Origin of the sequence: Microbacterium sp. XT11, from assembly GCF_001513675.1 — a bacterium.
Lineage (GTDB): Bacteria > Actinomycetota > Actinomycetes > Actinomycetales > Microbacteriaceae > Microbacterium.
This window is the reverse complement of record NZ_CP013859.1, coordinates 1,238,994-1,258,670: the sequence shown is the minus strand read 5'-3', so window position 1 is coordinate 1,258,670 and position 19,677 is coordinate 1,238,994. Positions and strand designations below refer to the sequence as shown.

22 protein-coding genes are annotated in these 19,677 nt (G+C 70.7%); 8 read left to right on the top strand and 14 right to left on the bottom strand.

Features of this window, described 5'->3' with window-relative positions; all coding sequences use genetic code 11:
• Positions 1-10: 10 nt before the first annotated feature.
• A complete protein-coding gene (locus AB663_RS05920) occupies positions 11-649 on the bottom strand; it encodes a TetR/AcrR family transcriptional regulator (protein ID WP_232304679.1) in 639 nt (212 codons plus the stop codon).
• Between the two features lie 221 nt (positions 650-870).
• Here AB663_RS05920 and AB663_RS05915 point away from each other — a divergent pair, with 221 nt between their 5' ends.
• The gene (locus AB663_RS05915; RefSeq protein ID WP_067196667.1) at positions 871-2,016 is read left to right on the top strand and encodes a hypothetical protein; all 1,146 of its coding nucleotides are present in this window, start codon (positions 871-873) and stop codon (positions 2,014-2,016) included.
• Between the two features lie 128 nt (positions 2,017-2,144).
• On the opposite strand, the gene AB663_RS05910 is transcribed toward AB663_RS05915, so the two are convergent.
• Both AB663_RS05910 and AB663_RS05905 read right to left on the bottom strand, forming a co-directional pair.
• Entirely contained in the window at positions 2,145-2,504 is a 360-nt protein-coding gene (locus AB663_RS05910) for a fluoride efflux transporter FluC (protein WP_067196665.1), read from the bottom strand.
• A complete protein-coding gene (locus AB663_RS05905) occupies positions 2,501-2,869 on the bottom strand; it encodes a fluoride efflux transporter FluC (protein WP_232304652.1) in 369 nt (122 codons plus the stop codon). Before AB663_RS05905 ends, AB663_RS05910 begins: the two co-directional genes overlap by 4 nt.
• Before the next feature lie 84 nt (positions 2,870-2,953).
• Here AB663_RS05905 and AB663_RS05900 point away from each other — a divergent pair, with 84 nt between their 5' ends.
• A complete protein-coding gene (locus AB663_RS05900) occupies positions 2,954-4,468 on the top strand; it encodes an FAD-dependent oxidoreductase (RefSeq protein WP_067202277.1) in 1,515 nt (504 codons plus the stop codon).
• A gap of 51 nt (positions 4,469-4,519) precedes the next feature.
• Here AB663_RS05900 and AB663_RS05895 read toward each other — a convergent pair whose 3' ends face one another.
• The 3 genes from AB663_RS05895 to AB663_RS05885 all read right to left on the bottom strand — a co-directional run bounded on the left by AB663_RS05895 (position 4,520) and on the right by AB663_RS05885 (position 6,588).
• Positions 4,520-5,317 (bottom strand): nitroreductase family protein, encoded by a 798-nt coding sequence (locus tag AB663_RS05895; protein ID WP_067196661.1) that lies wholly within the window; start codon positions 5,315-5,317, stop codon positions 4,520-4,522.
• Between the two features lie 4 nt (positions 5,318-5,321).
• Positions 5,322-5,699: a hypothetical protein gene (locus AB663_RS05890; protein ID WP_067196659.1), complete on the bottom strand. Its 378-nt coding sequence runs from the start codon at positions 5,697-5,699 to the stop codon at positions 5,322-5,324.
• Positions 5,700-5,808: 109 nt separating this feature from the next.
• On the bottom strand, positions 5,809-6,588 hold the full coding sequence (locus tag AB663_RS05885; protein ID WP_067196657.1) for a MerR family transcriptional regulator: 780 nt from the start codon (positions 6,586-6,588) through the stop codon (positions 5,809-5,811).
• 165 nt (positions 6,589-6,753) lie between these two features.
• On the opposite strand from AB663_RS05885, the gene AB663_RS05880 reads away from it, so the two are divergent.
• Together AB663_RS05880 and AB663_RS05875 are read left to right on the top strand one after the other, a co-directional pair.
• Positions 6,754-7,593, top strand: a complete 840-nt coding sequence (locus tag AB663_RS05880; protein WP_067196655.1) for a DUF4097 family beta strand repeat-containing protein — start codon at positions 6,754-6,756, stop codon at positions 7,591-7,593.
• Positions 7,590-8,219: a PadR family transcriptional regulator gene (locus AB663_RS05875; protein ID WP_067202273.1), complete on the top strand. Its 630-nt coding sequence runs from the start codon at positions 7,590-7,592 to the stop codon at positions 8,217-8,219. The genes AB663_RS05880 and AB663_RS05875 overlap by 4 nt, the downstream gene beginning before the upstream one ends.
• A 25-nt stretch (positions 8,220-8,244) precedes the next feature.
• Here AB663_RS05875 and AB663_RS05870 read toward each other — a convergent pair whose 3' ends face one another.
• Positions 8,245-8,787, bottom strand: coding sequence for a universal stress protein (locus AB663_RS05870; RefSeq protein WP_067202269.1), 543 nt, complete (start codon positions 8,785-8,787; stop codon positions 8,245-8,247).
• 151 nt (positions 8,788-8,938) lie between these two features.
• Here AB663_RS05870 and AB663_RS05865 point away from each other — a divergent pair, with 151 nt between their 5' ends.
• The gene (locus AB663_RS05865) at positions 8,939-9,130 is read left to right on the top strand and encodes a DUF3073 domain-containing protein (RefSeq protein ID WP_067196653.1); all 192 of its coding nucleotides are present in this window, start codon (positions 8,939-8,941) and stop codon (positions 9,128-9,130) included.
• 141 nt (positions 9,131-9,271) lie between these two features.
• On the opposite strand, the gene AB663_RS05860 is transcribed toward AB663_RS05865, so the two are convergent.
• Genes AB663_RS05860 through purM form a run of 3 tightly spaced genes read right to left on the bottom strand, consistent with a single transcriptional unit; the run spans position 9,272 to position 13,197 of the window.
• On the bottom strand, positions 9,272-10,579 hold the full coding sequence (locus AB663_RS05860; protein WP_067202266.1) for an MFS transporter: 1,308 nt from the start codon (positions 10,577-10,579) through the stop codon (positions 9,272-9,274).
• A complete protein-coding gene (gene purF / locus AB663_RS05855; RefSeq protein WP_067196651.1) occupies positions 10,579-12,051 on the bottom strand; it encodes an amidophosphoribosyltransferase in 1,473 nt (490 codons plus the stop codon). Before purF ends, AB663_RS05860 begins: the two co-directional genes overlap by 1 nt.
• A gap of 24 nt (positions 12,052-12,075) precedes the next feature.
• Entirely contained in the window at positions 12,076-13,197 is a 1,122-nt protein-coding gene (gene purM / locus AB663_RS05850) for a phosphoribosylformylglycinamidine cyclo-ligase (protein WP_067196646.1), read from the bottom strand.
• A gap of 84 nt (positions 13,198-13,281) precedes the next feature.
• Here purM and AB663_RS05845 point away from each other — a divergent pair, with 84 nt between their 5' ends.
• Positions 13,282-13,887 (top strand): zinc-binding alcohol dehydrogenase, encoded by a 606-nt coding sequence (locus AB663_RS05845; RefSeq protein ID WP_067196644.1) that lies wholly within the window; start codon positions 13,282-13,284, stop codon positions 13,885-13,887.
• A 35-nt stretch (positions 13,888-13,922) separates the two neighbouring features.
• On the opposite strand, the gene AB663_RS05840 is transcribed toward AB663_RS05845, so the two are convergent.
• Together AB663_RS05840 and AB663_RS05835 are read right to left on the bottom strand one after the other, a co-directional pair.
• Positions 13,923-14,243 (bottom strand): hypothetical protein, encoded by a 321-nt coding sequence (locus AB663_RS05840; RefSeq protein ID WP_067196641.1) that lies wholly within the window; start codon positions 14,241-14,243, stop codon positions 13,923-13,925.
• 68 nt (positions 14,244-14,311) lie between these two features.
• A complete protein-coding gene (locus AB663_RS05835; protein WP_067202263.1) occupies positions 14,312-14,683 on the bottom strand; it encodes a sterol carrier family protein in 372 nt (123 codons plus the stop codon).
• Positions 14,684-14,755: 72 nt separating this feature from the next.
• Between AB663_RS05835 and AB663_RS05830 the strand changes: the two genes are divergently transcribed.
• Both AB663_RS05830 and purD read left to right on the top strand, forming a co-directional pair.
• The gene (locus AB663_RS05830; RefSeq protein WP_067196639.1) at positions 14,756-15,436 is read left to right on the top strand and encodes an NUDIX hydrolase; all 681 of its coding nucleotides are present in this window, start codon (positions 14,756-14,758) and stop codon (positions 15,434-15,436) included.
• 91 nt (positions 15,437-15,527) lie between these two features.
• Positions 15,528-16,805, top strand: coding sequence for a phosphoribosylamine--glycine ligase (purD, locus tag AB663_RS05825; RefSeq protein ID WP_067196637.1), 1,278 nt, complete (start codon positions 15,528-15,530; stop codon positions 16,803-16,805).
• 575 nt (positions 16,806-17,380) lie between these two features.
• Here the strand turns inward: purD and AB663_RS05820 are convergent.
• Both AB663_RS05820 and AB663_RS05815 read right to left on the bottom strand, forming a co-directional pair.
• A complete protein-coding gene (locus AB663_RS05820; RefSeq protein ID WP_067196635.1) occupies positions 17,381-18,109 on the bottom strand; it encodes an amino acid ABC transporter ATP-binding protein in 729 nt (242 codons plus the stop codon).
• Positions 18,106-19,581 (bottom strand): amino acid ABC transporter substrate-binding protein/permease, encoded by a 1,476-nt coding sequence (locus AB663_RS05815; RefSeq protein WP_083511134.1) that lies wholly within the window; start codon positions 19,579-19,581, stop codon positions 18,106-18,108. The genes AB663_RS05820 and AB663_RS05815 overlap by 4 nt, the downstream gene beginning before the upstream one ends.
• Positions 19,582-19,677 lie beyond the last annotated feature (96 nt).

Sequence of the window (19,677 nt, the reverse complement as noted above, 5' to 3'; positions counted from 1 at the left end):
GTTCTCTCGGTTAGTCGGATGCTGCGGACGGGGCGGAGTCGGCGGATGGGGCGGATGCTGCGAACGGGGCGGAGTCGGCGGATGGGGCGGAGTCGGCGGGTGCGGTGGGCGGGGCGAGGATGCCGGCGAGGGCGTCGTGGATGAGGCGTTCCTCGAGCGGCTCGTCGTGGATCTGGGCGTGCCAGAGTACGCCGTCGATGAAGACGGCAGCCGCCCTGGCACGGTCCGTTCCGTGAACGGGAGCGATGAAGCCGACGACTTCGTCGGACCAGAACCGGGCGAGCTCGCGCACGCGCGGGTCGTGCACGGCCGCGGTGACGACGGCGCGGTCGGCCTGCACGGCTCGCGCGTCGTCGAGGCCCTCATGGATGAGGCGCGCGAGGACCTCGGGCGTCACGCCGCCGTCGACCACGGCGCGGCGCGTGACCGCGATGCGCTCCTCGATCTCGTCGGCGAGGGCCCGGACGCCCGCTTCCCTCAGGTCGTCGAGGGTGTCGAAATACTGCGTCGTCGCACCGAGGGGCACGCCGGCGCGCGACGCGACCTTGCGGTGGGTGAGGGCGTCGACGCCGATCTCGACGATGAGCTCCGCCGCCGCGGCCACGATCTCGCGGCGTCGGGCCTCGGGGTCGCGTCTGCGCCGCTGCACGTCGCTCAACTCCGCCCCCTGACGTCCCCGGTACCCCCGCACATGGCGGTACGCGTGTACATGTACGTTTGTACATTTCACTCTCCGAGCATTCTGTCGCTCGAAGCTGAGTGTCCGCCGAAGTGTGGCCGAAGGTCTCTACCGTGACCGGCGAGCGCTCGCGCATACTGAGCTTCGCGCTGCCCGACTCCCCTACGGCGGCGTCTCCCGGAGGTTCCCCCATGGTCGCGCGACCGCGCCTTTCTCGTGCCCTGCTCGCAGCTGGTCTCGCCGCTGCCGTTGCCGCCGCCCTGACCGGGGCCGCCGCCGCGGCATCCGCCACCGAGGTCTCATCCGGGGCCGGCACCGGCACGGCATCCGTCCCAAGCGCGACGTCCGTCCCCCGCGTCAGCATCCGCGATGCCGACCAGACGACGATCCTCGGTTGGGCGTCCCACGATCTCACCACCATGGCGTCGGAGGAGCAGGCCTTCGGCACGACGAATGCGATGCTGTCGACCTACGTCGACTTCGTGCAGTCGCCGTCGTTCCCCGACGACGACGCCGACGCCGCGAGCGCCCGCGGCTCCGCGCTGCTGATCGCCTGGGAGCCGTGGGACTGGAGCCGTCCGGCCGACCAGCAGCCGGAGTTCGCCCCTCGGCTCGTGGCCGCCGGGACATACGACACCTACCTCACCTCGTGGCTCACGGCGGCACAGGAGCGCACTGCGGATGCCGAGATCATCGTGCGCTTCGCTCCGGAGATGAACGATTCGAGCCGTCCGTGGTCGAGCGGAACGGCGCCGGGCGCCACGACCCCCGCCGAGTACATCGCCATGTGGCGCCACGTGTACGCGCTGAAGCAGGCCGTGGCGCCGGACATCGTGATGATGTGGAACCCGCTCAACTACGGAGCCGGACCGTACCCGTTCGAGGACTACTTCCCCGGGGTGGCCTACGTCGACGCGCTGGCGCTCGACGGCTTCAACTGGGGGTACACGGCCCAGACGCAGGCCGGATGGCAGAGCCCCGACGACGTCTTCGGGTTCACGTCGGCGAACGGACCCGTGCCGCGGCTGAAGGCGCTGGCGGGAGGCAAGCCGTGGGGCGTCGCCGAGACGGCATCCGCCCCCGACACTCCGGCGGACTTCCAGCCCGGCGGCCCCGGCTACGGTGCGTGGGGCACGTGGGTGTTCCAGTGGCCCGAGAACCCGCCGTACGAGGCGACCGCCGACGACTGGATCACGCAGGAGGGCTGGTCGCGCATGCTGATCGCCCGCGCCGAGGATGCCGGCGCCTCGTTCGTGAACTTCTTCCACACGGTCAAGGAGACCGACTGGCGTCTCACCGACACCGCGGTCGGCCGCGAGGTGCTGACCGCCGGCTGACCCCCTGGGCTTTCGAGTCGCATGATTCGCCCTGTTTCGGCCCGGGAAGGGGCAATTCATGCGACTCGAAACAGCCGGCGGGGCCCGGCCGGAACCGGCCGGACGGGGGCGGCCGGCGGGGCGTCGGGTCAGAGGGCGGCGCCGACCGCCAGCCCCAGCGCCGCGCACGCGAGGCCGGCACACAGCATCCCGATGGCATTGGCCACGGATGCCGGACGCTCGCCGTCGCGCCACAGCGCGACCGTGTCGAGCATCGCCGTGCTGAAGGTCGTGTAGCCGCCGAGAAGCCCCGCTCCCAGCACGACCGCCTGGCCGGGCAGGGCGGCGGTGACGAGGCCGAGCGCGAACGAGCCCGTGAGGTTCACGACGAGGATGCCCCACGGGAAGCGCCTGCCTGCCAGACGCGCCACGCCGAGGTCGACGAGATAGCGCAGCACCGCGCCGGCACCGCCCGCCACAGCCGCTCCGGCGAACAGCAACGGGGTCATGCGCGGCCTCCCGCTCGCGGACGTCCCGCACGCAGCCCCAGCGCTGCCCCGCCGACGCCCAGCACAAGGCTCGCCGCTGCGTAGGCGCAGGCCAGAAGCGGAGCATCCGCCCAGAGCGACAGCGTCCCCGTCATGAAGGCGCTGTAGGTGGTGAAGCCGCCCAGCGCCCCCGTTCCGAGCAGCAGCCGGAGGTCGGTCGCCGCGGGAAGCCGCGCGGTGAGCACGCCGAGGAGGAACGCGCCGACCGCGTTCGCCACCAGCACCGGCACGACACCGGCGTCGGCAAGCAGCATCCCGAGCGCGAGTCGCGCCGCCGTGCCGACCGTGCCGCCGACGGCGACGAAGAAGACGCGGCGCAGGTTCACGCCTGCCACTGTAGCCCCGTGACAGCGCCTCGCCGGAAAGTCAAGGCGGTGCGGGCGGCCCCCGTCGTGGCGTTGACTGTGCACATGAAGCCCCTGTGGAAGCTCGGCCCGACCGTCCCTCTCGGCTCGCCCTTCGACCCCGGTGCACGGCACGACGTCGTGATCGTCGGCGCAGGGTTCACCGGCCTGTGCACCGGCGTCATGCTCGCGCACGCCGGCCTCGACGTCGCCCTCATCGACACCGGCGACGTGGCGAACCTCACGACCGGCTCGAACACCGGCAAGCTCTCGCTGTTGCAGGGTTCACGGCTCGCCCAGATCCGCCGCCACCACTCTCCGACGCTCGTGCGCGCCTACGTCGACGCGAACCGTGACGGCATGCAGTGGCTGCTGACCTTCGCCGACAGCGCCGGCGTGCCCTACACGCGACGCACCGACCACTCCTACGCCCAGGGTCCGGCGGGACTCGAGACCGTCGTCGACCAGTACGCCGCCGCGAAGGAGGCCGGGCTCGACGTGCGCCTGCTCTCACCTGCCGAGCTGCCGACGGCGTTCCCGATCTCCGCCGCCGTCGCCCTCGCCGACCAGGCCACCATCGACCCGGTGCGCGTCGCCCAGGCGCTCGCCAGGCAGTTCCTCGCCGAAGGCGGCACGTTGCACGACCGGGTGCGCGCGACCGGTGCGCGCGCGCTCCCCGAGCCCCGCGTCGAGACGACGCTCGGACCGCTCTTCGGCGACCACATCGTGCTCGCTACCGGCACACCCATCCTCGACCGCGGCCTCTCCTTCATGAAGGTGCGCGGACAGCGGTCGTACTGCGTCTCGTTCCGCGTGCCCACGGCATCCGTGGACGATACGTTCATCTCGGTCGACGGGCCGACCCGCTCGGTGCGGCCCGTGGCCGCGACCGACGGCCCCGCCGACACGGCGCAGCTCATCGTCGGCGGCAACGGACACCCGGTCGGGCGCTCCGACGGAGAGACCGCCGCTGTCGACGACCTCGTGGCCTGGACCGCCGAGCACTTCCCCGGAGCAGAGGAGACGCACCGCTGGTCCGCGCAGGACTACGAGTCGCACAACCTCATCCCCTTCGTCGGAGCGCTGCCGCGAGGGCTCGGACGCATCCGGTTCGCCACCGGCTACGCCAAATGGGGCCTCACCAACGCCCCTGCCGCGGCGCTGCGCCTCACGGCCGAGATCCTCGGCACGCGCCGCGGCGAGCGCCCGTCGTGGATGACCACGATCGGCACGCGGCTCACCGTGCCGTCGGACATCGCCCGCGGCGCGGCGGAGGGAGCCCGCGTGGCTGCGGCAGCGGCATCCGGATGGGCGTCGGCGGAGGCGCGCGCCGTGCCCGTGCCGCGCCCGAAGGAAGGCGAGGGCGTCGTCGCGAACCGCGGAGGCCGTCCTGTCGGGATCTCGACGGTCGACGGGGTGACCCGCGGCGTCAGCGCCGTGTGCACGCACATGGGCGGCGTGCTCGACTGGAACGATGCCGAATGCACGTGGGACTGCCCCCTGCACGCGTCGCGCTTCGCGCCCGACGGACGCCGTCTCGAAGGCCCGGCCCTCGACGACCTGCGCCGCCTCGACGGTTAGCCCGCGGCATCCCACGGCCGCCCCGCACTCCACGGTCGGCCGCCTCCACGGTCAGCCCGCGGCATCCCACCCCTGCTGCGGCGTCTCGCACGTCTCGCGGAAGACGTACTGCGACACGAGCCGGCGTTCGTGACTCGTCCAGTCGATCGCCGGTCGGCGCTGCTCCAGCGGCACGTAGCCGAGCCGGTACACCGCCATGAGCTCGAGGTCGTCGGGCACGCGCAGCAGCCGCACGATCTCGTCCCACCGCCCGGGCACCTCCATCGGGAACGAGATGAACTGGATGCCCATGCCGAGCTCCACGGTCGTGAGCCAGACGTTCTCCATCGCGGCGCCCATGCTGAACACGGAGTAGAACGACGACAGCTGCCCCGGCCGGTATTCGCTGCGGTCGAGCATCACTCCGAGCAGCAGCGGCGAGCCCGCCACGAGTCTGCGGTTCTCCTCGCCGAGCGTCTTCGGCACGCCGAACGCGTTCATGAGCTTCTGCCCGCGCTTCGTGAACACCTGGCTCGTGAACGGACGCAGCGCTGCGGGGAGCTTGTCGAACAGCATCCCGCTGCGCTTCTCCTCCATCTCGGCCTGGCTGAAGCGGAAGTACGGCTTGTACCTCTCGAAGAAGGTGCCGTTCGACATCGCCTCGGTCATGCTCTCGCCCGAGATCCGCGCGATCTCCTCGATCGTCTCACGGTTCTCGATCACGACGAACCGCCAGGGCTGACTGTTCAGCTGCGACGGTGCACGCCCCGCGGCCTCGAGGAGCAGCTTCTGGTGCTCCTCAGACACGGGGTCCGGCAGGAAGGGTCCGTTCGTGGTCTTGCGGCGGCGGATGGCGTCGAGCAGCTCCATGCGATCACTTCCGGTCGAGGGCGGAGCGCGAGCGCACGACGCCCGCGATGTAGAAGGGCGCGGCGGCCAGCGCGACGAGCGGATGCCGGAGCCCTCTCGTCCCCGCGAACGGGATCACGGCGAGGGGCGCCGCGGCCGGCGCGAGGGCGAGGGCGGCTGGGCGGGCGCCGGGCCGCGCGAGGGCGAGGCCCAGCGCGGTCGCGGTCGTGACGCACGTGCCGACGTAGAGCAGGTGATGCACCCAGCGGATGCCGGACGTGTCGACCAGTCGCGCGGCGACGGCCGCCCCCAGCGCGCAGTTCAGCGCGTAGGTCGACGCCGCCACGATGAACGGCGCCGCCCCGACGAACGCCGCCCCGCTGCGCTGTCGAGGCCCGGTCATGCCTCGACCCTACGCCGCCGCGCCACCGCGGGCGTTCAAGTCGCACGAATGGCCCCCTCCTGAGCCAGGAAGGGGCCATTCATGCGACTCGAATGCGTCGGCGGAGCGCCTACAGGTTCGCCTCGGCGTAGACGCGGAGCGCGTCCCGGACGAACTCGGCGCCCTGGGTGCCACCGGCCGAGGTGGCGTAGTTGGCGCCGAAGCGCGGGTCGGCGACGTACATCTCACCGAGGCCGAGCACGTAACCCTTCGCGTCGCCGCCTGGAGTGGCGGCCGGCGTGCCGGGGATGCTCGTGAGCCACTCGACGTGACGGCGGGCGAGCGCCTGCGCCTCGTCTGATGCCGCATCGACACCGCTCTCGGCTGTCGCGATCCAGTCGCGGCCGAGGTCGGCGGCGCGTTGCATCCACTCGGCGCGCTCGGCATCCGTCATCCCCCGCCACCAGCGGTCGCTGTCGGCGTAGGCCTTCTTGCCCCAGCGCTCCTCGACCTCCTCCTTGTACTGGGTGTGGTCGAAGCCGTCGAACATGTTCTCTGCCATGAGTTCTTCACCTCCTCTCAGGGCTGCGATGGTGGATTCGACCGACGCGATCTGCCGCGCCAGCCGGTTCTGCTCCTCGCGCAGCAGCGCGAGATGGGTCTCGAGTGCGGATGCCTCGGCACGCTCCCTGTCGAGCACCTCGGCGATCTGCGGCAGGCCGAGCCCGAGCTCACGCAGCAGCAGGATGCGCTGCAGCCGCACGAGGGCGTTCTCGTCGTAGTGCCGGTATCCGTTGGAGGCGATGCGCGTCGGCGGCAGCAGCCCGATGTCGTCGTAGTGACGCAGCGTTCTGCTGGTGGTGCCGGCGAGCCGTGCGATCTCCTGGATCGACCAGTCGCGTCCGCTCATCGTGAGCTCCTTCCGTTCTCGATAACTCCACGGTAGAAGTTGACGTTGCGTCAAGGTCAAGCCGAATCTCAAGAAAGTTTCGCCGTGCCTCTTGACGCGATCGAGATATATCGTGTTATTCTCATCAAACGCGATATAACGCGAATCCGAACCAAGGAGAAGCACATGACCGAGAAGTGGCTCATCGCCCCTGGCGAGGAACGCGTCATCGACATCGAGAACGCCACCCGCCTGAAGATCGGCCTCGTCGGCGGGCAGGTCGACGTCATCGGCCACGACGAGCCCGGCATCCGCATCGAGGTGCACGGCGTCATCGTCAAAGACCTGCGCATCGAATCCGCGGGCGGCGAGGTCGAGATCGACCACCCGCAGCTCGGCTGGGACAACTTCCTCGAGGTGTTCCGCAACTTCGGCTCCGGCGGGCCCAAGGCCGAGGTCAGCGTCGCCGTGCCGCGCGGCATCGCACTCAACCTCGGCGTCGTCAGCGCCGGCGCCCTCGTCTCCGGCATCCGCAACGACGCCCGGCTCAACACCGTGTCGGGCGACATCATCGTCGACACCCTCATCGGCGATCTCACCGTCAACACCGTCTCCGGCGACGTGCAGGTGCGGGGCCTGACCGGCTCGATCCTCGCCAACAGCGTGTCGGGCGACGTGGCGGTCACCGGCACCGTGCGCAAGGCCACGGTCGACATCGTGTCGGGCTCGACCCTCGTCGACGCGGCCGGAGACGTGAACAGCATCACCGTGAACAGCGTGTCCGGCGGCACCACGGTGCGACTCGACGAGTCGCTCGCCGCCAACTACGTGATCCGCTCGATGAGCGGGCGGATCCTCGTCGACGGCGTAGACCGCGGCTCCAACGGCCCCAGCAACTACACCGGCTCCACGGGCGAGCTCGCCGGACGCTTCGTCGACCTGCGCGCCAACTCGGTGTCGGGCGGGGTCACGGTCCTTCGGCGCACGCCGGCCACCATCGAGAACGACCCGGAGTGGGACGCATGAGCCCCGCAGTCTTCTCCCACGGCGATCTGCGCCTGTACCTGCTGTCGCTGCTGGCCGAGTCGCCGCAGCACGGGTACGGCATCATCCAGGCCCTCACCGATCGCACGGGCGGCACGTACACGCCCAGCGCCGGCACCATCTATCCGCGTCTCGCCAAGCTCGAGGAGGACGGCCTCGTCACCAAGACGGTCGACGGCCGCACCACGATCTACGCGATCACGGAGGCAGGCCGCGCCGAGCTCGCCTCCCGCGAGGACGACCTCGCCGGGATCGAAGCGGGGCTGAAGGACTCGGTTCGGCTCATCGCCAACGAGGTGCGCCAGAGCGTGCAGGAGGCGATGAAGAGCCTTCGCGCCGACCTCGCCACCGCCGCGCACGACGAGCGGAAGGCAGCCAAGAGCCGTCCGCGCACGGCATCCGACGACGAGCGCATCGCGAGTCGCGAAGAGGTGCACAGGGCGGATGCCGTCATCAACGCGTTCCGCGCCCGCGTGCGCGCCGACCTGCGCACGCACGTGGCGCAGGGCGGTGTGCTCCCGGCATCCGTCGTCTCGCAGCTGGAGGACGCGCTGGATACCGCGGCGAAGGCCGTGACCTCGGCCATCGCCGCCCTTCGCGACCGCTGAGCTCGCCCCGCTGCCGCGGGGCGGGCTACTCGGTCCAGATCTCCTTCTGGGTGTCCGGCACCGGTTCTTCGAGCGGCACCACGAGCACCGAGCGGTGCTGGCGATGCGCGAGGCGCGCCGCCACCGACCCGGTGAAGAACTCGCGGATCGACTCGCCGATGCCGCGCTTGCGCGTGCCGACGACGATCAGCTGCGCGTCGAGCTTGCCCGCGAGCTGCTTGATGGCGAGGGCGGGGTCGCCGACGAGCTGGCGCGCCGTCCAGGTGAGGCCTGTGCCGTCGAGCGCATCGGCCGCGGCTGCCTGGACGGCCTCGAACTCGGCGGCGCCTGCCTCGAAGTTGATGTCGATCGGTGCGGAGTGCACGTATCCGTCGGGGTCCTCATAGGTCACGAACCGGGTCACGTCGACATGCACGACGACGAGCGGTGCGCCGAGCAGCTTCGCGTACTTCGCGGCCTCGTCGATGACGTGACGGGATTGATCGGGCTGCAGGCCGACGATGACGGCCTTCTGCAGCGCCGCGTTCTGCGCGGCCTCGGCCTGGGGCTCGGAGGTGCTGTCGGTCATGAGGATCACTCCCTTTCACCAGCCTGGCTTTCAGCCAGAGGGTCTTACCCGCGTGCTATTCTGAATGCTACTCTTACCGGCCGCACGCCGGTGTCGTGAATGCGCGGGCGCCGATGCCGCCCGCAGCTCAACTCGTGAGGGGGTCTGGCGCATGGGCCGTGGCCGTCAGAAGGCGAAGCACACCAAAATCGCCCGCGAACTCAAGTCGTACAGTCCGGCTGTGAACTATTCCGCACTGGAACGCGAGCTCGGGCACCCGAAAGACGACTCGGACTCCGAGTACGTCGACAAGTGGGCGGATGAGTACGCCGACGAAGACGAGGACGAACTAGAGCGGGCCTGACCCCCGCTTCAGCACGTCGTCTCCCCCGCGCACCGCGCGGGGGTTTCTTCGTACCCGGGCGCGGATGCCGCAGGACGGATGCCGACACGTCGGCGTCTGCGCGGCATCCGCGCCGCGGACCCCAGCCGTCGGGCGCGGATGTCACCAGCGTCCGTGCCGCCGCTCCCACTCGTCCTCGATCGTCCGTCGGCGACCAGAGATCCAGCCGGCAGGAGCAGCCGCCACGAGCGCCGCCGCCAGCAGCACGATCGGGGCCTGCCATCCGCCCGTGGTCTCGTGCAGCAGTCCGATCGTGAGCGGGAACAGGGCGGCGATGGCGTAGCCGAGGCTCTGCACGAAGCCGCTGAGGGCCACCGCGCTCTCGGGCGTGCGGGCGCGGATGCTCAGCAGCACGAGGCTCAGCGGGAACATGATCGCGGTCAGGCCGAAGATCACCACCCACAGCGCCAGCGCGGCGCGGGGCGCCACGAGGAGCCCAGCAAGCCCCACGACGCCTGCGCCTGCGGCGAAGAAGAACAGCGGCCTCGTCGCCTGGAACCGCACCACGAGAACGGGCACGAGCATCGAGCACGGCAGACCCACGGCGGCGAAGACGGACAGGAGGAACCCGGCGGTCGCCGGGCTGACGCCGCCGATGTCGACGAGCATCGCAGGCATCCATGCGAAAGACGCGTACGCCATCGACGACGACGTCGCGAACACGAACGCGAGCGCCCAGGCCAGCGGCAGGCGCCACAGCCGTCCGAAGATCCGGGGACTCGCCGGGGCGGTGCTGATGGGCCCTGTCGACGCCGCCACGGCGTCGCGCAGATCGTCGACCCCGTCGGTCGGGTCGGGGACCAGCAGCTCGGTCACGACGGGTGCCGCGGGCTCGCGCCGCTCGCGGATGAGCAGCCCCACCCACGGCACGAGCGCGACCGCCGCGAACACGCCCCACATGCCCAGCGAGATCCGCCAGCCGAGGGAGTCGGCGACCGGCACCGCCACGAGCGGAGGGAGGAACGTCGACACGGCCATCGTCGTCGAGTAGACCGTCATCATCACGCCGAGCCGGTCGGGGAAGTACTTCTTCACCAGCGGCGGAAGCAGCACGTTGCCCGACCCGACACCCGCGAACACGAGCGCGGTGGCCCCGAGCAGGGTCACGGAGTCGACGGAGAGACCGCGCAGGAGCAGACCGGCCGCCATGAGCGCGAGAGCCACGACCGCGACCCGCTCGAGCCCGAACCGGCGTTCGACCAGCGGGGTCAGCAGCCCGAACACCGCGAAGCACACCGGTGGCGCGGCGCCGATGAGCCCCACCACCACCGGCGAGACAGGGAACGCCTGAGAGATGTGGTCGAGCACCGGCGACAGCGACGCGACGGCGGAGCGCAGCGAGAAGGCGACCAGCACGATGCCGAGCAGGGCCATCGCCCTGCCCTCCCAGAGCGGTCGAGCAGACGTCATCAGGACGACTGCGACCCCTCGACCCACGCCAGGTATTCGTCGGTCACGGTCCCGGTGACGTAGCGCCCGTCGAAGCAGCTCATGTCGAGGTCGGTCACGGCCGATCCCTCGGTGATGGCGGCCTTGAGGTCGTCGACCTCCTGGTACACGAGATAGTCGCAGCCCAGCTCCTCGGCGATCTCCGGGATCGTCCGGCCGTGTGCGATGAGCTCCTGACGCGACGGCATGTTGATGCCGTAGACGTGCGGATGCCGCACCGGAGGCGCAGCCGAGGCGAAGGTCACCGACGTCGCGCCGGCATCCCGCGCCATCTGGATGATCTGCTTCGACGTGGTGCCGCGCACGATGGAGTCGTCGATGAGCAGCACGTTCTTGCCCTGGAACTCGGTCGACATGGCGTTCAGCTTCTGCCGCACGCTCTTCTTGCGCACCGCCTGCCCCGGCATGATGAAGGTGCGGCCGACGTAGCGGTTCTTGTAGAAGCCCTCGCGGTACTCGATGCCGAGCTTGCGGGCGACCTCCATGGCCGCAGGCCGCGACGAGTCGGGGATCGGCATGACGACGTCGATCTTGTCCCTCGGCACGTGCTTGGCGATCGTGTCGGCCAGGCGCTCGCCCATGCGCAGCCGCGACTCATAGACCGAGATGCCGTTCATGATCGAGTCGGGTCGCGCGAGATACACGTACTCGAAGGCGCAGGGCGCCAGCGTCGGGTTCTGCGCGCACTGGCGGGTGAAAAGCTCTCCATCGTTCGTGATGAACACGGCCTCGCCCGGTTCGACCTCGCGCACGACCTCGTAGTCGCCGTTCTCGAGCACCAGCGACTCGCTCGCGACGACCCACTCGTCGTGTCCCTCGGCACCGGGCGTCGTCGACGGACGGCGGCCCAGGATCAGAGGACGGATGCCGAAGGGGTCGCGGAAGGCCAGCAGACCGTAGCCGGCGATGAGCGCGATCACGGCGTACGCCCCTTCGATGCGCTCGTGCGTGCGGGACACCGCCTCGAAGATGCGCTCGGGGTCGAGGTCGACGGTCGACGTGGTCGCCTGCAGCTCGCCCGCGAGCACGTTCAGCAGCAGCTCGGTGTCGCTCGACGAGTTCAGGTGTCTGCGGTCGCGCTGCGCCATGTCTGCGGTGAGCTCACGCGTGTTCGTGAGGTTGCCGTTGTGCACGAGGATGATGCCGTACGGCGCGTTCACGTAGAACGGCTGCATCTCCTCCTCGCTCGACGCGGTGCCCTTGGTGGCGTAGCGCACATGCCCCAGACCGACGTTGCCGAGCAGCGACCGCATGTCGCGCGTGCGGAACGCCTCGCGCACCATGCCCTGTGCCTTCGCGTTGTGCATCACCCCGTTGGCCTCTGCCGTGGCTATGCCGGTCGCGTCCTGGCCGCGGTGCTGCAGCAGGAGGAGGGCGTCGTAGATGTCCTGGTTGACCGGCGCAGTTCCGACCATTCCGACGATGCCGCACATGGGGTGTCTACTTCATCCGTTTCTTCAGTGGGACGCGTATGCGCCCACCAGGCGCACCGCTCCGCCGTCGACGCCCTTGGCGCCCTCTTCGAACTCTCCTGCCGGACGCGCACCGAACCCGACGGTGCCGACCTGCCAGGCAGGCAGACCTTCCGCGGCCAGCGCGGCGACGGCGGCATCCGCCCTCTCGCCCGCGACGACGGCGAGGAAGCCGATGCCGAGGTTCCACGTGCCCTCCGCCGACTCCAGCGTCGATCCCGCGATGTCGCTCAGCACGCGGAAGACCGGGCTCGGCGACCACGTCGAACGGTCGACCTCGGCCCACGATCCCTTCGGGAGCACGCGGGCGAGGTTGGCGGCGATGCCGCCGCCGGTGACGTGGCTGAGGGCGTGCACCCCGCCGTCCTGACCGCCGTCGAGCGCGTCGATGAGACGCAGCATCGGCAACGTGTACAGCCGCGTGGGCTCGAGCAGGGCCTCACCCCACGTCGTGCCGAACTCGGCGGCGTTGTCGGCGTAGCTGATGCCGGCGTTCGTGATGATGTGCCGCACGAGGGAGTAGCCGTTGGAGTGCAGGCCGCTCGACGCCACGGCGATGACGGCGTCGCCCTCGCGCACGCGGTCGGCGCCGAGGATCGCGTCGGCCTCGACGACACCGGTCGCCGCGCCTGCGACGTCGTAGTCGCGGGGCCCGAGCAGACCAGGATGCTCGGCCGTCTCTCCGCCGACGAGGGCCGTACCGGTGGCGGAGCACGCCTCGGCGATGCCGCGGACGATGTCGGCGATGCGCTCGGGCACCACCTTGCCGCAGGCGATGTAGTCGGTCATGAACAGCGGCTTCGCGCCAACGACGACGATGTCGTCGACGACCATGCCCACGAGGTCCTGCCCGATGGTGTCGTGCTTGTCGATCGCCTGCGCGATCGCGACCTTGGTGCCGACGCCGTCGGTGCTGCTGGCCAGCAGCGGACGCCGGTAGCCGAGCAGGGCGCTGGCGTCGAAGAGGCCGGCGAAACCGCCGACCCCGCCGAGCACCTCCGGTCCGTGCGTCGCGCGCACCGACGACTTCATGAGTTCGACGGCGAGATCGCCCGCAGCAGTGTCGACGCCGGCTTCGGAATAGGGATTGGTGGGGGAGGCAGCCACCCCTCGATCCTACCGTCCGCGGCTGCACCGGATCTGCGAGAAGACGAAGAGCGGATGCCGTCGTGCTCGCCATACGATGGGGCCATGTCCGACAAGCCGCAGTGGCTGATCCGCGAAGACGCGAGCGTGCCCGTGCTCGTCGCGCTCGCGCTGCGTCAGACGCTCGGCATCCGTGCCCCCGCCGACCTGCCCAGCCTGCGCGACCTGCCCGTGCGGGCACCGGACGCGGTCGAGGCCTCGCCTGCGCTCGAGGCGCAGTGGCGCGACTACTGGGACATGACCGTCGAGCCCCGAGCGCACCGCTCGGATGTGCCGCTCGAGCTCGTCGACGGCTTCGACACCCTCGTCGCGCTGCCGGCCACCGGCGCGGAGGAGCTGGCAGCGGCGATCGCCCCGCACGCGGCATCCGTGCTGGACTACGCCCACGCGGCGCATGACCGCTACGTCTCGTCGGTCACGAGCCACACCGGCGGCGACTCCTACCGCGCGTACGCCAGCGCCATCGCGGAGTTCGAGCGGGAGGTAGGACGGCGGGCACACTCGTTCGAGCTGAACGTGCAGGTGCTTCCGCTGTCTCAGCGCGGCATCTGGTGGATCGGCGCGCTCACGGTCGCGGTCACCGACGGGCTTCGCCGCGACGTGGTCGCTTTCGACTCCGCCATCCGCCCTGTGATCTCCGAGCTGGCGTGAGGGCAGCGGCCCGCGTCATTCGTCGTCGGTCGTCGTCATTCGTCGTCGGCGGGGATGATCGTCTCGCGGTCGACCCGCACGACGCGATCGTGACGGCGCGCGGCGCGCTCGATGAGCAGCGCGACGACTCCGCCCAGGGCGAGCCCTGCCGGCACGGTCCACAGGAGCAGGAAGCCGAAGACCTGGCCGGGTGGGTAGACCACGTCGAGCGCCTTCGACTCCTCATAGCTGCCGGTCAGCGTGAGGATGCCCGCCACGATGATCCCGAGCACCACGCCGATGCCCATGAAGACGCCGTAGCGGGGAACGCGCCGCACGGTCGCTTCGACGGTCTGGGAGGAGTCGGTGGGGGCCATGCCTCCATTGTCCCACTGCTGGGTCACCCTGTCCCCCGTTCCGCGCGCACTGCCCGCGCTCGGGCTCGTCAGGGGCGGAGCGGGAGCACGTCGGCGAGGTCGGCGCGCACTCCCGACGCGTGGATGCGGCCGGAAGACGCGGCATCCGCCCACTGCTGCGCTCCCGTCGCGACCGCGATCCAGGTGTGCGCGTCCATCTCGATGACGTTCGGCGGGGTGCCCCGAGTGTGCCGCGGCCCCTGGATCACCTGCACGGCCCCGAACGGCGGCACGCGCACCTCGACGCTGTTCCCCGGCGCCTTCTCGTCGAGGAGCTGCAGCAGATAGCGCACCGCGGTCGCGAGCGTCGCCCGCGCCGGCCTGTCTCCTGCCGCCTCGGCGGCACGCACGGCGTCGAGCGCGGCGCGCCCGTCGATCGTGTCGATCTTCTTCGGAGGCATGCTCTCAGCGTACGCGCGACCGTGCCGCACGCGTCCGCCCCGGACGGATGCCGCAGGCATAGGCTCGAACCGATGACCACTTCCCCGGAGACCCTGCGCGGAGCGCGCGCAGAGCTGATCGCCGCCGCGCAGCGGAGCGCGGCGTGGACTCCGTCGTTCCCTCCCGCAGCCGCGGGCGCGAGCGCGGCATCCGTGCTGGTGCTGTTCGGCCGTCTCGACAGCGTTCCGGCCCGGTCCGACGAGCTCACGGTCGCGGCCGACCTCGACGTGCTGCTGCAACGCCGCGCCGCGACGCTCTCGTCGCACCCCGGACAGGTGTCGTTCCCCGGCGGCCGCCGCGAGCCAGGAGACGCGGATGCCGTCGCCACCGCGTTGCGTGAAGCGCAGGAGGAGACCGGGCTCGACCCCGCGGGCGTCGAGGTGCTCGCGACCCTCGATGAGCTGCCGCTCGCCGCGAGCAACCACGTGGTGACGCCGGTGCTGGGCTGGTGGCGTTCTCCGTCGCGCGTCGCGGCGGTCGATCACGCGGAGACCGTGGAGGTGTTCCGTGTCCCGGTCGCGCACCTGCTCGACCCGAGCATCCGCTTCACCTCCATCATCACCCGCATGGGACGCACCTGGAAAGGCCCGGCGTTCGACGTCGACGGCACGATCGTGTGGGGCTTCACCGCGATGGTGCTCGACGCGCTGTTCGACGCGACCGGCTGGGCTCTGCCGTGGGACCGAGGCGTCGAGCGTCCGGTCGAGGTCTGATGCGCGCCGCGCGGCCGTCACGCGCCGCCGTTGCAGGGACTGCCGACTGGCGAACCGAAACGTGCCGAGCCGACCTCGATAGGCTGGACGGGTGAAGATCCTCGTCCTCGGTTCCGGTGCCCGTGAGCACGCGATCATCCTCGCCCTGCGGGCGGAGCAGACGGAGCACGAGATCTTCGTCGCCCCCGGCAACGCCGGCATCGCGCAGGACGCGACTCCGGTCGCGGTCGACCCGCTCGACGGCGCCGCCGTGACCGCCTTCGCGAACGAGAACCGCATCGACCTCGTCGTCGTCGGTCCCGAGGCCCCGCTCGTGGCGGGCGTCGCCGACGTCCTGCGCTCGCACGGCATCCCGGTGTTCGGTCCGGGCAAGGCGGCTGCGCAGCTCGAGGGATCGAAGTCGTTCGCGAAGCGGATCATGGACGCCGCGGGCGTGCCGACCGGTCGCGCCGTGCGCGCCGCCACCCTCGCGGAGGTCGAGGCGGCGTTCGACGAGCTCGGCGCCCCGCACGTGGTGAAGGCCGACGGCCTCGCGGCCGGCAAGGGCGTGATCGTCACGTCCGACCGCGCCGAGGCGCTCGCGCACGCGGAGCACTACCTCCCGCACGGCCCCGTGCTGGTCGAGGAGTTCCTCTCCGGCCCCGAGGTCTCGCTCTTCTTCCTCAGCGACGGCGACACGGTGCGCGCACTCAGCCCCGCGCAGGACTTCAAGCGCGCGCTCGACGGCGACGCCGGCCCGAACACCGGCGGCATGGGCGCGTACTCTCCGCTGCCGTGGCTCGCGGAGCAGTTCGGCAGCGAGAAGGCGTTCGTGGAGGAGGTCACGCGCGACATCGCGCTTCCCGTCATCCGCCAGCTCGACGCCGAGGGCACCCCGTTCATCGGGCTGCTCTACGCCGGGCTCATCCTCACCCCCGCCGGAGTGCGCGTCATCGAGTTCAACGCCCGCTTCGGCGACCCCGAGACGCAGATCGTGCTCCCCCGCCTGGTCACCCCGTTGTCGCAGCTGCTGTTCGCCGCGGCATCCGGCACCCTCGAAGACCAGCCCGAGCCGGAGTTCCGCGACGACGTCGCCATCACGGTCGTGCTCGCGAGCGAGGGGTATCCGGATGCTCCGCAGACCGGCCGCCCGATCGAGGGGCTCGCGGATGCCGCGGCGGTCGAGGGCGTCCGCCTCGTGCACGCCGCCACGGCCGGCCCGGACGCCCGCGGTGGCGCGCTGATCGCGACCGGCGGGCGCGTGCTCAACGTCGTGGCGGTGGCGCCGGACTTCCGCACCGCCCGCGCCCGCGCCTACGAGGCGATCGCGAAGATCTCGCTCGACGGCTCGCACTACCGCACCGACATCGCCGCCCGCGTCACGGAGTAGCCCGCGCGGAGCCGCCGGGCCCACGGTGCCCGTGCCGCGGTGCCCGTGCGCGCGTCTCGAACCGCGGTGCCGCGACTGCACGGCACCCGCACCCGCACCGCGCCGGAGCGCCGGAGCGCCGGACCCAGAGCCTCGCCGCCTCCCGCGCACGAAACGTCGGAACCGTCACGCGACACGCCGCCCCGCGGCATCCGCCCCACGGCGTGTCGCAACGAAACTCCGACGTTTCGTACGCGCCACAGCACCCCGCCGTCGCGCCGCGCGACGGCACCCCCGCACCCGCACCGCACCCGCACCGCCCCCGCGCCGCAACCGCCCCCCGCCGCGCCCGCACCCGCGCGGCGCCCCCGCCACGCCGTCACGCCGCCCGCGCCGCAGCGGCGCGCCGGACCCGGAACCTCGCCGCCTCCCGCGCACGAAACGTCGGAACCGTCACGCGACACGCCGCCCCGCGGCATCCGCCCCACGGCGCGTCGCAACGAAACTCCGACGTTTCGTACGCGCCACAGCACCCCGCCGTCGCGCCGCACCGCCCGCGCCCGCCCCGCCCCCGGCTCCCGGGCGGCCGGCCCGGGTCAGAGGACCTTGGAGAGGAAGTCCTTGAGGCGGTCGTTCTTCGGGGCGCCAAACAGGTCGGCGGGCGGAGCCGCCTCGACGACGACACCGCCGTCCATGAACACCGTGCGGTCGGAGACCTCGCGTGCGAAGCCCATCTCGTGCGTCACGAGCACCATGGTCATGCCGCCCTCGGCGAGGTCGCGGATCACCTGCAGCACCTCGCCCACCATCTCCGGGTCGAGCGCGCTGGTCGCCTCGTCGAAGAGCATGACTTCGGGGTCCATCGCGAGGGCGCGGGCGATCGCGACCCGCTGCTTCTGACCCCCCGAGAGGGATGCCGGGCGAGCATCCGCTTTCTCCTTCAACCCGACCCTGTCGAGCAGGGCGATCGCGCGCTCGCGAGCCTCGGTCTTCGACATCCGGCCGAGCTCGACGGGCGCCAGGGTGATGTTCTCGAGCACGGTCATGTGCGGGAACAGGTTGAAGTGCTGGAACACCATGCCGATGCGCTGGCGCACCTCGTCGAGCTTCACGCTCTTGTCGGTGAGGTCGACGCCGTCGACGATGACGTGTCCCGACGTGGGCTCCTCGAGCTTGTTGAGGCAGCGCAGCAGCGTGGACTTGCCCGAGCCCGATGGTCCGATCACGGCGATGACCTCGCCGTCGGCGACCTCGAGGTCGATGCCCTTGAGCACCTGGTTGTCTCCGAACGACTTGTGCAGGTCGCGCACGACGATCTTGCTCATGCGTTGAACTTCCTCTCCAGGCGGTTGGCGAGCAGCGTGAGCAGCGTGATCACCACGAAGTAGATGAGGGCGACGATGGTCAGCACCTGCGCCGACAGGTAGGTCGATGCGATGATCTGCCGCGACTGGAACGTGAGCTCCGCGAGGCCGATGACGCTGATGAGCGACGTGTCCTTGAGGGTGATGATGCCCTGGTTCACGAACGACGGGATCATGATGCGGAACGCCTGCGGCAGCACGACCTTCTGCATGGTCTTCCAGTGACCGAGGCCGAGGGAGCGCGACGCCTCGTTCTGGCCGGGGTCGACGGCCTGGATGCCGCCGCGGATGATCTCGGTCATGTAGGCGCCGGTGTTGAGCGACAGCGTGATCGCGCCGGCCACGAAGGGGTTGAACGTGAGCCCGGGGAACAGCTGCGGGATCGCGAAGAACACGAAGAAGGCCTGCACGAGGATCGGCGTTCCGCGGAAGACGAACACGTACGCGGTCGAGAGCCACCGGAACAAGAAGAACCCGGAGAGCCGGCCGAAGCCGAAGACGATGCCGAGCACGAAGGCCGCCACGAGCGCGACGAGCGTCGCGAGGATCGTGAGGCCGAGACCGCTCATGAGCGCCGGCCAGTACTTCACCGCGACAGAGACGATGTCGGTCGGCTGCTCGGATGCTTCGCCGCTGAGGTAGCGGTCGACGATCTTGTCGTATTCGCCCGACTTCTTGAGGTTCGCGAGGCCGGCGTTGAACTTCTCGACGAGCTCGGGGTGCTGTCCTTTGTTCACCGCGAAGCCGTACTCCCCGCCCAGCTCCGGCTCGCCGACGAGACGGAACCCCGACCCTTGTTGGATGCCGTAGGCGAGCACGGGGAAGTCCTCGAAGTAACCGACGGCCTGGCCCGCCTTGACGGCGTCCACCATGTCGGTCGTGTCCTGGTACGGCGTGATCTTGAAGCCGTAGGTCGACTGGTTCTCTTCGGCGAACGTCTGCCCCTGTGTGCCGGTCTTCACGGCCACGGTCTTGCCGTCGAGGTCGTCGAGCGACTGGACGTCGCTGTTCTCCAGCACTCCGAGCTGGATGCCGCTGGTGAAGTAGGGCTCGCTGAAGTCGAAGGTCTTCTGCCGCTCCTCCGTGATCGACATGCCCGCCATGACGGCGTCGACCTGGTTGGCCTGAAGGGCCTGCACCGCCGCGTCGAAGCCGAGTTGCCGGATCTCGACCGTGAACCCCTGGTCCTTCGCGATCGCGCGAAGGAGGTCCATGTCGATGCCGACGAGCTCGCCGTCGGAGTTCGTGAACTCGAACGGCGCGAACGTCGTGTCGGTGCCGATGACGTACGCGTCGGTGTCATCGGCAGCGGATGCCGCGTTCGCCCCGCCGAGCAGCGCCCCCACGGCGAGGAAGGCCGTGAGTGCGACGGCGCCGGCAGTTCGCCCGAGCGCGCGCAGCCGCTGGGTGGCGGATGAGGGGATTCGGATCACGACGGATGCTCCTCGGATCGGCGGGAACGACCGGTTTGGCCGACGCTCCACCCTAATACCCGGCCCGGCGGCGTCCTGGAAGCCACGGCTCCGACG

Coding starts and splice junctions, on each gene's coding strand:
- AB663_RS05885 (WP_067196657.1), bottom strand. CDS start 6,588: ATGAGCGGACGCGACTGGTCGATCCAGGAGATCGCACGGCTCGCCGGC.
- AB663_RS05900 (WP_067202277.1), top strand. CDS start 2,954: ATGAAGCCCCTGTGGAAGCTCGGCCCGACCGTCCCTCTCGGCTCGCCC.
- AB663_RS05860 (WP_067202266.1), bottom strand. CDS start 10,579: ATGACGTCTGCTCGACCGCTCTGGGAGGGCAGGGCGATGGCCCTGCTC.
- AB663_RS05870 (WP_067202269.1), bottom strand. CDS start 8,787: ATGACCGACAGCACCTCCGAGCCCCAGGCCGAGGCCGCGCAGAACGCG.
- purF (WP_067196651.1), bottom strand. CDS start 12,051: ATGTGCGGCATCGTCGGAATGGTCGGAACTGCGCCGGTCAACCAGGAC.
- AB663_RS05840 (WP_067196641.1), bottom strand. CDS start 14,243: ATGGCCCCCACCGACTCCTCCCAGACCGTCGAAGCGACCGTGCGGCGC.
- AB663_RS05830 (WP_067196639.1), top strand. CDS start 14,756: ATGACCACTTCCCCGGAGACCCTGCGCGGAGCGCGCGCAGAGCTGATC.
- AB663_RS05865 (WP_067196653.1), top strand. CDS start 8,939: ATGGGCCGTGGCCGTCAGAAGGCGAAGCACACCAAAATCGCCCGCGAA.
- AB663_RS05875 (WP_067202273.1), top strand. CDS start 7,590: ATGAGCCCCGCAGTCTTCTCCCACGGCGATCTGCGCCTGTACCTGCTG.
- AB663_RS05835 (WP_067202263.1), bottom strand. CDS start 14,683: ATGCCTCCGAAGAAGATCGACACGATCGACGGGCGCGCCGCGCTCGAC.
- AB663_RS05880 (WP_067196655.1), top strand. CDS start 6,754: ATGACCGAGAAGTGGCTCATCGCCCCTGGCGAGGAACGCGTCATCGAC.
- AB663_RS05890 (WP_067196659.1), bottom strand. CDS start 5,699: ATGACCGGGCCTCGACAGCGCAGCGGGGCGGCGTTCGTCGGGGCGGCG.
- AB663_RS05895 (WP_067196661.1), bottom strand. CDS start 5,317: ATGGAGCTGCTCGACGCCATCCGCCGCCGCAAGACCACGAACGGACCC.
- AB663_RS05845 (WP_067196644.1), top strand. CDS start 13,282: ATGTCCGACAAGCCGCAGTGGCTGATCCGCGAAGACGCGAGCGTGCCC.
- AB663_RS05915 (WP_067196667.1), top strand. CDS start 871: ATGGTCGCGCGACCGCGCCTTTCTCGTGCCCTGCTCGCAGCTGGTCTC.
- AB663_RS05910 (WP_067196665.1), bottom strand. CDS start 2,504: ATGACCCCGTTGCTGTTCGCCGGAGCGGCTGTGGCGGGCGGTGCCGGC.
- AB663_RS05820 (WP_067196635.1), bottom strand. CDS start 18,109: ATGAGCAAGATCGTCGTGCGCGACCTGCACAAGTCGTTCGGAGACAAC.